Below are 10,087 nucleotides of genomic sequence, written 5' to 3' on the forward strand. Positions count from 1 at the left end.
TCCTGTTCGATCTTCTTAATTGTTTCCGGCTGAAAATACACAGCCATTCTTTTCTTTGCCATAAATCTGCTCCTTTCTATGCTTCGACCCCTGAATAAATGCCGATTTTACGCGCTTTTCGGTATCTTTGACGCCTGAATTCAACTAAAATCCTATTTCCGGCCCCATAAGACAGCCGTTGAAATACTACACGATCCTCTTGTACAAACGGCGTATTTAGGGCGTTTCCGCGGCGGGCTTTGCTCGTCCGCTGTGAACGGTCTGGGGGCTTTGACCCCTGACCTTTAACTAGCAAGTAAATATTCAGAAGCCTGTTGATTACTTAAAAGTCTGATTTGTGAAATATCCTTATCCCACACTTTACATCACCTCCGTAATAGTTTATTTATCCGCCCGCAAACGCTCTACGTTGGCTTGTGCGGCGTTTTTATGCTTCATGCCGATACGTTCCCGATTGAATTTGGGAGGGCAAATTCGGGCGGATTTGGCTCTGATTTCAGCGTGACGGCAACTTTCAATCGTGACAGTAAAAATCACTTTTAAAATTCTGCTGTCACGGACGTGAAACAACGCTATACAGACGTTTGTGACATCTCGATGCGCCTTTCCGTGACAGTAACTCCGCTGCCGTTTTTACTGTCACTGCCGTCACAGTAGTGAACTCTAACCATAATTTCTTAACCTTCGGCTTCAACGAAATTTTATGTACCGTCAAACAGAAAAAGCCCGCACATACTTAACCACGACTAAAGGCGGAAGCTTTTCCGTCTGAATCGTGCCTAAATATGTACGAGCCTTATGCTCTTTGAAATATGTTTATGTAATTGGCGTTTGATATTTAATTGTCATTTTAAATAGAACTCTGTCGTTCTATTTTTATTTTAACATGGTAATGTGCGATTGTCAAGATAGCGTCAGAAATTTAACAACCATTAAAGTTAAAATACTCATAATACTATTCTGATTTTGAAAGCTACTTTTAAAATTAAAATGCCCATATAATTCCAATGGGCATTTCATGTTTTATTGGATTATCGGTATTTTTATATTGTTAAACATTTAATTTGAAAATTTGTGGTAAACTATTCGTAATTACTTCAATTCGAGTATCTGTGCTTTCAAAAAGGATAAAATGTTTATAATCATCTTTATCTTCCCCGTATACTCCATCTGTTGATTTTATGAAATTAATTATCCAATCTGAATTTTCGACAAGGTAGATTGAAAATTTAATGTCACTTTTGGACTTAAGTTTGAATACTCTGGAAATAAAAGCAGCTTCTACACATTGTCTAAAGTCAAAGACATTAGGAAAATAAATTTCGTATTTATTATTTTCAAAATCATCAAAATAAATTTTCGCTTCTCTTTGTAACACTTTAACAGACGTTATTGTTTTAATTTCAGGATAGTTTAGCAAATCTATTAAATTCTCCATTTTAAGCTCCTTTTTATATTTATTAATAACGTATTTTGATACTCATAGGAGTAGAATCAACATTGATAAGTGGTAATAAATCGAAATCAGCCTTTACCGCATCGTAACCCTTTGTAGCCGAAACATAATTATCGACTTTATTTGTTAAGTTAGTAAGTGTTTTATTAGAAAGAACATCTTACAATGTTTTCTTGCCAAAAGCAAATACTTCATCTCAATTTTTCCCAGCAGCTGCAAACATTTCTTTCAGCTTTGAATATTCCGATTTTGAAAGCTGTTTTCCGCTTTAAATGAAAAAGCCCATATATTCCAATGGGCATTTATAGGTTACTGAACGTCCGGTATCTCTATATTGTTTTCTTTCAGAAAAGCTTCAAGTTCCTCATAAAACAAATCAAAAGCTTCAGATTCATTCTGTACAAATCTAATTAAATAATCGTCCCATAATATTGATTCTCGTATATGATATTTTTGTGCAAGCCATTCATTAAATTCGTGATATTGATTTATTTTATATTTTTTATTATCGCATATCATTGCAAATTTATAACCATCTATAAAGCTACAAAGCCTTACCAAAGATTTTGTGCCAATATACAAACCAGGTCGCAGCTTAATCATCATAAGTAGACAAATAATATTATCAGGTTTAGTCATAATTTTTACCTCAGAAATTTATTTTTTCAATTGTTTTTTCGCCACCAGGTGCAAAAAAACCATTGAACCATTTATTATAATCTATGCCATTGGGAAATATATTATCATATACCTTGTTATTGTACAAAATTGCTACGTGTTTTCCATTCTTGGATATCGCTTCTGTTGAAGAATATAAATCATGTATTATAAAACGATTACCATAGGTCAAATTGAGTCTTGTACCGTTTTGACCTATACTTTTTAAATAACCCATGACCTCATCGGCACATTCAACACATTCGAAATTCTTATATTTTCCCGCAATCTTGCTAATACCCTTGCCGATTTCGTCCGAGTATTTAAAGGATATATCAACAATTTCATCTAAATTTTTCCCGGCAGCCGCAAACATTCCTTTCAGCTTTGTATATTCTGATTTTGAAAACTGCTTTCCGTTCTTTAGCGAATTTGCAATGTTGTCTAATGAAGAACCCGGCAAATACTTCAATACATCAGGTACCTGCTCGCTTACTTTTAACAATGCGCTTGCAATCGTGGGAGCGTCATCTAAATGCTTTAATACAAAATCCTCAAGCGCCGACGCTATCTTTGCAGCGTCTCCGGCCAACGGAACAAGTCCGATTCCGCTTATAACCGCATAGCCCCATTCTCCCTTACGGGCGTTCGCTATTACATCTCTTATGTCAGCATATCCTGGAATAAAACCGCCCGTTATCTGACCGAGTAATGTAGGAATATCGTTACATTCAATAAAATCGCCTAAAACAATTCCTTTTATAAAACGTGAATCCCATTCGAATCCGGTTAAATCATATGAGAACGGATCAGTTCCGTTTATATATTCCTCATAATCGTTGAAGCTGTCGCCATCAGGATTGGGATTTAACGGATCAAACCAAAGCTGGACTTCTTTTCCGTCTGATAAACCGTCGCTATCAGTATCTTTTGAATTTGGGTTAGTTCCTAAAAGTGATTCCAGATAATCGTCAACATTGTCTGAATCCGTATCAGGCATAGTAGGATCAGAGGAATAACCGATGGCAGAATAATATTCCACCATAGATACTGTTGATGTAAGCTTTTCGGTCACGAAATTAAGCTCTATATTATCATCAAGCCCGTCTCCGTCGGTATCCTTTTTAAATGGATCGGTATTTATAGGCTGACCGTTTGGCTTTAGTCCGTAGTTCTTCTACAATGTCGGGTATACTATCTCCGTCTGAATCATCGCCTATAAACTGCGGAGGAGTGTATATTTCTTCACCCCTTTGATAAGTCAAATCATTTGCGGTTATTGCATTATAGAAACCTCCGCCTGTTCGCTGAGTAATATTCAACAAAGATTGACCTACGCTATAGCTTCCTAAATCTATAACATTTACAATTACTCCGCTTAAATTGTAATTGTCTAAGTCGAAAGTAAATTGAGTATTGCTGGTTGTTATGATAATTATACGATTCATTTCGGCATCGCTGTTATAAATTGTACTCATTGCTTTAGTGAAAGCAGGGACTAATAATGACGGAGTTCCAACATTTCTGATGTTACTTTCTAAATTTGCTAACGCAGACTGAGGATTCATAAAGCCTGTAGCTGAATTTACTCCGGAAGCATATGTTATAACTGCCGCTTTATCATTTGTCATCATGTTATTCATTATATTTCGGCAAATGCTTATTCTTGAATCATCTTCTGACATATCTGAAGAACAATCAACAATAAATACAGTATTCATACTCTTGAAAGTTGTTGTACCGTTATCCCACATTCTGCGAAGCTCGCTAAAGCTTGCCTCCCAGTTAGTATACCACTTCTCGCTGTCCACAATAAGATACTGTGAAAAATGAGTTGTAGTCGTGCTTACGGTTGAGTTCTCCCAGTTTCTGGTGGTGGGCATTTCTTCAAAAATCTGTTCTTCCTCATTATACCAAAGAATAATTAAGTTGTCAAATTTTGTATCGCCAAGCTTTGACTTATCAATTTTAAAGGTAATTGTAGCAGATTCAAAGCTTGTTTCCGAAGTAAAGTTAAACGGCTCGCCTATCATGGCATATACATCGCTTGACATTGCGTCAATACCATACATACTTTCAATTGTAAGATTTCTTTCAAGACTGCCGCTTGTGCCCATGTCAACCTTGATTTCCGTAATCGCTTTGTCATAAGTCTCAACAGACTGATTTTTTGATTGAGTGTAAACTTCATCTCCGTCAAGTATTCCGTTGCCATTAGTGTCAGGATTCAGCGGGTCAAAGTAAACGCCGTACTTCTTGTAAATCGTTCCGTCATAGCCTTCCTCACCGTCCAGAAGTCCATCGTTATCCGTATCGGGATTCAGAGGATCGGTTTTATATGTTTTGATCTCATCACCGTCAAGAAGTCCGTCCTCGTCGGTATCGGGATTGAACGGTCCTGTTTGATTCTGATATTCCCCAAGATTACCCAGATTATCATTATCAAAATCTTCGTCAGCGTCGGAAATTCCGTTTTCATCTGTATCTACTTCTAACGGATCGGTGTTCAACGTCAGGACTTCGTAACCGTCAGGCAGTCCGTCTCCGTCGGTGTCGGGAATAAGCGGATTGGTATCAATTACCTTTTCATAAATATCAAAAAGCATATCCTCATCAGTATCGCCAAGCCAAGATTCAGGCAGGTATTCTAAATCGCTGAAATCGTATTTTTCCGACTCTGTACCTATAAATCCCGCCATATTTTCTTTGTAATTTATATTTACACTTCCGCCGTTAATTACGATTTTATCGGCAATAATTACACCGTTCAAGTTAATATTCGGAGAATCAATCGTAAGCGTTCCCAGAGGGCAGTAAATAAGTCCGTTAATGTTGGCTGTGCTGTCGTTTTCAATAGTAATATCGCCGTACTTTGAATATACAACGGAAGTATTAGCGTTCTTGACCTCTCCCGTCACATTTATATCCATCAGCGTTCCCATGCTGGAATTGAGAGATACATTGCCGTCAAGTTCAATGTTTCTGTAGCTGTAAATAGGACTGTTAATATGTATATTCATTTCATCACGAACATAACCGTCCTCGTAAAGCTCGCAGTTTTCAGTGAAATATGTTTCACGAATCTTAGTGTCGGCGTAAACGTGCTTGATTCTTTTTTCAATATCAGCGCCCGTTGTGATTTTACCGTTGATATTTCCGTTTAAATAGGATATGTCGGCGTCCTTATTGGTATGTACATTACCGTTCATGCACAGGTTAGAGCTTGCGCTCATTGTAATACCGTTCCGTCCGAATATCATGTACGGGTACTTCTCAGTTCCCTCTGCCGATACCGCTATATTGGCAAAATACGGTATTGATATAACCGCTGCCAGCAGTATGGACATGAATTTTTTAAACTTCTTCATTGTTTTTCTTCCTTTCCCTAAATACTGGATTGTTTTGACTTACTGTAAAATCCGCCCCTCCTTATCATGATTTATTTTATTAGATAATAATAAGTAAACGCCAACTATTATTTAACAATGTAATATAAATTATATAACATTATATGGCATAATGCAACATAATTTTTATAATTTTGGATTTTTATATAACAAATTATGCTTTTGTTTGTTTAATATTGCTAATTTTTATCAATTGATGTTAGCTGAAGAATAAGATTTCTGTTTTGAATTTACAATTACAACGTAATCCTTTCTAAAGTGTTGACATCAGATTTTGCATCAGAGTATAAATATTTTATAGACTTTGGCATTAAATTTTGCTTTTCTCATCAAATAAACCACATTAATCTCAAAACAGTATATACTCAATGCATAAACAGTTGCACCGTTTTAAACATATTTTTACATGGTTTTGCGTTTGTTTATATTATACAAAGATAATATACTTGATTTGATTATAAATAACAAAGTTTGCCAAAAGATATTGTATTTTATTAAAACTTATGATATTATATTTATATTAAATACAGGAGGTAGAACCAATGTGTTAGAGAAAATGTGAAAAAGTAAAAAATATAATTATGGAGGGCTTTATGAAAATTATAAAAAAAGCGGCAGCGTTTGGCGCTGCAGTTATGATGATGGCTTCAATGAACATAGGGGTAAGCGCAGCTACAAGTGAGAAAAATTTTAAAACATATAACAATTATACCTATACAGCCGATTTTGTTCGTTCTGAGGCTTATGGTAAAAGCTATAAGGCAAATTGTAATGGTACAAATAAGATTCCAATCAGTGATAATGCCACGTATGCTCTTAAGGCTACAAAAACAACTAGTATTGCCAGGGTTGAAAACTTGAGTAAAAAGAAATTATCTGTTAATCTCAGAATAGGTTATTATGATAAAAAGAAGGGAAAATTCATTGAACAAGCTAAAAGTAAAAAGTACATTACTACAGGTAAGTTTGAAGTTACACGACCAAGGGCTTGTACGAATGAAACTCATAAATATAAGCTTGAGGCTACTATAACTTATACAAATGATGCTGCACCTATGTCTGGCAAGTATATGAAAGTCACAGCAAAACAGTATAAATAAAAATTAATTTTTATTTTATTTCAAAGGAGGATAAATGAAATACATATATAAGAATATAAAAAGCTTTGTACAGAATAATATTTTATTTTTTTGCTTGTTTATAATTTGTCAAATAACATCATTTATTGTTTTGCTGTTTTCGTTCGGAGCTTTTCTAAACTTCAAAATTATTAAAAATCAAACGATTGAACAAACCTCCTTTGAGATATGCTTTGGAAATTTAATAGAACAATTCCGATATGATGACGGCAGTATATGTTGTACAGGCGACGGAAGCGTTGATAACGGTTCTGTAAAAAAGCTTCTTGATCTCCTTGATGAAAAAACTCTTGAGGAACTGGAGTTGATTGTTTATTTTCCGTATTTTAATAATACCGATCTTAAGTTTGCCGAAGGATATGATCATATATCCGTTGCTTTCAGATTAAAATATCTTAAAGATGAAAAAACTTTAGCGCCGTACGGCAGCTCGTCTGTAAGCTCAGGAGTTCCGTTGACATATGAGGAATTTATGCAGGGCAGCAATAAAATAACCTTGCCATGTGATTATAGTCAGGAATACATTGGATCTGACGTTATCATAGCAGACAAGCATTATGTGGTTTGCGGAATAGAAACTATGGATGATTTTATCAGAATGTCTTATTTTAACTCTCCGGACGATATAGACGGTATTGAAAGTATAATCTTTGACTTTAATGCCCTTGCAACAAAATCAGCATATAACGATATTACTGACGCCTGTAAAGAGGTATATGGAGATTATGCATATGTACCGAAAATAGAAACCGTATCATCAGACAAACTGCCATTTTACAATTCAATAATGGCGGTATCAGTTTTGCTTGCGCTGCTTTCAGCCGTTACTCTTATGCTATTATATAAATATGTTCTGCAAAAACGAAGCAGAACTATTGCTATATTAAGACTGAATGGGTGCAGCAAAGGAAAATCAAGAAGAATTTGTATAGCAGAAATTATTATTATTTCCCTGATATGCGCGGCGATTGCCTACGCTTTGTATTTTGGTTTTTTAATTCATGTGTTATCGCACTACTTAATATATATCAAAGCTGTTTACAGTACCAAAAATATTGCTGTTATGTTTGCGGTAAATGTGCTTGCAGTTTATATGGTTACAAATATAATGATAGTACGTCAGCTTTCAGCTAAACCTGTTGAACAGTTAAAGGAGAGGTGACGGAAATGATAAAATATTCAATGAAGCTGCTTAGAAGAAACCTGCTGACAAATATTTTTATAGCTTTGCAAATCGCAGTTACACTTTTAATGATAATTTTAAGCGTGTCATCTGTTATGTCTAAAATAGAATATTATCTGCCTTTGAGAAAGGTTCTTTCTTCTGAAGGAATGTGTCTTTTTTCTTCAGGATCTTATATCGACGATCTTTCACATTACTATAGCTGTAATGATATAATAAATATAAGCGATAATATTGAAGAAATATACAGTACTGAAACTACTGATTTTCTTATGATACCTAATACAGAAAATGAAGATGAGGCGCATCCTGGTTTTGTTGTTTACAATAAGAATATGTATGACCTTTACAAACCGCAGATGCAGGAAGGGAAATGGCTGTCCGATATCAAAGGCGATAAAAACTATATAAGCGCCGTTGTAAGCTATTCCAGTAAGTATAATGTAGGCGATACTATTGAAGTATATGACTATATAGACGAAATTTATTATCCGCTTAAAATTGTAGGAAAAACTGCTCAGAAAACAAAGTTTATTACTAATTCATCTATAAATGAATTTGCAAAGGATTTCAGAGATCTATACGGAAATATTGAAGGCAATATGATTTTTATAAGACACGACGATATTGAGCTTACTCCTATTTCAGTTTCACCGCAGGGAATTATATTTATAAAATACGAGGACGGGCTATCTGATAAAGAAGCCGACTCAATCAAAGGGGAACTGTTCAAAATGGGCGGCTTTCTCAATCTTTCAGAAGAACTTAATAAAAAAAGCATTGAATATCTTTCTGAGGATATTATGCTTATCCTTCCTATATGTATCTGCGTGTTTATAATATCTTTAATATGCACTGTAGCATCGTCCGCTATTGCTGCAAAAAGCAATATGAAAACGTTTCTGATAACATATATATGCGGAGCAAGATGGAAATCAAATAGCTTGATAATTCTAATAAATTCTGTAATTACATCAGCGGCGGGAGTTTTTACAGCGGCTGTTGGCTACGCAATATTATCAGCAACGGATATAGCGGCATATTTTTGTATTGAATTTACAAAATATGAATTTCTGTTCTGCCTGCCCGTTTTATTACTTAATATAATTCTGCCGATTATTCTGCCGTTATGGATAATTTCCAAACAGACGCCTAAGGAACTTATAACAGAGGAGTAAGGAAAAGCATGATAAAATTAAACAACATCACAAAAATCTACAACCCTAAGAAATCCAACGAATTTGAAGCGCTGCACAATGTTTCATGCGAGATAGATGACGGCGAGCTTGTTGCGGTTATCGGTAAATCAGGAGCCGGAAAGTCAACGCTTTTACATATACTTGCCTGCATTGATAACTATCAGGAGGGTGAGTATTCAATAGACGGAACGCTTGTGAAAAACCTTTCCGAGCGTCAGTATGCTAAGATCCGCAATGAAAAAATAGGTATGGTAATGCAGGATTTCGCTCTTGTGGAGGATTTCACTGCACTTGAAAATGTGATGATCCCTCTGAACTTCTCAAAGAAAAGGATAAAGAACAAAAAGAAAAAGGCGCTTAATGCTTTAAAGTCTGTAGGCATCGCTGAACTGGCGAAAAAGCCCTGCAATAAGCTTTCCGGCGGACAAAAACAGCGAGTGGCGATTGCAAGAGCGATAGTGAACGAGCCGAGCATGATATTGGCAGACGAGCCGACGGGAGCGCTTGACAGCAAGACATCAAAGGAAATTATGGAGCTGTTCAAGTCGCTGAACGAACAGGGCAGGACGGTCATTATCGTTACTCATGACCAGAAGATCGCAGAACAGTGCGATAGGATCATTGAGATTTCAGACGGGGAAATTATCAGCTAAAAATATACAACCTGTTTGTGTTCAGACAGGTTGGTTTTTGTTATGGGGAATCAAAAAAATCATTAATTATTTGGCTTGCAGTTTTCAAATGAATTTTTGAGAGCTGCTATTATTTGTACGTTTCAGTTGAATCGCCTTAACGATCCCATTGTCCTCCAAAGGTAAGAGAGTGAGAATTACTTTAGTGAAATATTCAACTCTCCCCTACTTTTATCAAGTAAAAGAGCGTTAATATCGTTTATTATATTCATTCCAAAAATACACTGAGTGTTCACGCTTGTTTTTATCACTCACATAAACTATAGAATCAGATTGATTATCATTGCTTTATTAATTTTTTCTCAAGTAACCGAAAAGCCTCCAAGAACATAAGGCTGTTAAAATCATAAGGCA

At 35.5% G+C, this 10,087-nt stretch carries 8 protein-coding genes; 4 read left to right on the forward strand and 4 right to left on the reverse strand.

Going from position 1 to position 10,087, the window contains the following annotated elements; genetic code table 11:
* Positions 1-1,051 precede the first annotated feature (1,051 nt).
* From EIH25_RS12245 to EIH25_RS12260, 4 genes are all read right to left on the reverse strand, one after another.
* On the reverse strand, positions 1,052-1,438 hold the full coding sequence (locus EIH25_RS12245; protein ID WP_124101379.1) for a hypothetical protein: 387 nt from the start codon (positions 1,436-1,438) through the stop codon (positions 1,052-1,054).
* Between the two features lie 327 nt (positions 1,439-1,765).
* On the reverse strand, positions 1,766-2,095 hold the full coding sequence (locus EIH25_RS12250; protein WP_124101380.1) for a hypothetical protein: 330 nt from the start codon (positions 2,093-2,095) through the stop codon (positions 1,766-1,768).
* Between the two features lie 10 nt (positions 2,096-2,105).
* A complete protein-coding gene (locus tag EIH25_RS12255) occupies positions 2,106-3,188 on the reverse strand; it encodes a papain fold toxin domain-containing protein (RefSeq protein WP_124101381.1) in 1,083 nt (360 codons plus the stop codon).
* A 49-nt stretch (positions 3,189-3,237) separates the two neighbouring features.
* Positions 3,238-5,481 (reverse strand): VWA domain-containing protein, encoded by a 2,244-nt coding sequence (locus EIH25_RS12260; RefSeq protein ID WP_124101382.1) that lies wholly within the window; start codon positions 5,479-5,481, stop codon positions 3,238-3,240.
* Between the two features lie 632 nt (positions 5,482-6,113).
* On the opposite strand from EIH25_RS12260, the gene EIH25_RS12265 reads away from it, so the two are divergent.
* From EIH25_RS12265 to EIH25_RS12280, 4 genes are all read left to right on the forward strand, one after another.
* Complete coding sequence (locus EIH25_RS12265; protein WP_124101383.1) at positions 6,114-6,620, forward strand: hypothetical protein; 507 nt, start codon at positions 6,114-6,116, stop codon at positions 6,618-6,620.
* Positions 6,621-6,963: 343 nt separating this feature from the next.
* On the forward strand, positions 6,964-7,821 hold the full coding sequence (locus tag EIH25_RS12270; protein ID WP_164489244.1) for an FtsX-like permease family protein: 858 nt from the start codon (positions 6,964-6,966) through the stop codon (positions 7,819-7,821).
* A gap of 5 nt (positions 7,822-7,826) precedes the next feature.
* A complete protein-coding gene (locus EIH25_RS12275) occupies positions 7,827-9,020 on the forward strand; it encodes a hypothetical protein (RefSeq protein WP_124101385.1) in 1,194 nt (397 codons plus the stop codon).
* 8 nt (positions 9,021-9,028) lie between these two features.
* Positions 9,029-9,694 (forward strand): ABC transporter ATP-binding protein, encoded by a 666-nt coding sequence (locus tag EIH25_RS12280; RefSeq protein ID WP_124101386.1) that lies wholly within the window; start codon positions 9,029-9,031, stop codon positions 9,692-9,694.
* The last annotated feature ends 393 nt before the right edge of the window (positions 9,695-10,087 follow it).

The sequence above is a fragment of the Ruminococcus sp. Marseille-P6503 genome (assembly GCF_900604945.1).
GTDB lineage: Bacteria > Bacillota > Clostridia > Oscillospirales > Ruminococcaceae > FB2012.

Coding starts and splice junctions, on each gene's coding strand:
- EIH25_RS12250 (WP_124101380.1), bottom strand. CDS start 2,095: ATGACTAAACCTGATAATATTATTTGTCTACTTATGATGATTAAGCTG.
- EIH25_RS12280 (WP_124101386.1), top strand. CDS start 9,029: ATGATAAAATTAAACAACATCACAAAAATCTACAACCCTAAGAAATCC.
- EIH25_RS12260 (WP_124101382.1), bottom strand. CDS start 5,481: ATGAAGAAGTTTAAAAAATTCATGTCCATACTGCTGGCAGCGGTTATA.
- EIH25_RS12275 (WP_124101385.1), top strand. CDS start 7,827: ATGATAAAATATTCAATGAAGCTGCTTAGAAGAAACCTGCTGACAAAT.
- EIH25_RS12245 (WP_124101379.1), bottom strand. CDS start 1,438: ATGGAGAATTTAATAGATTTGCTAAACTATCCTGAAATTAAAACAATA.
- EIH25_RS12265 (WP_124101383.1), top strand. CDS start 6,114: ATGAAAATTATAAAAAAAGCGGCAGCGTTTGGCGCTGCAGTTATGATG.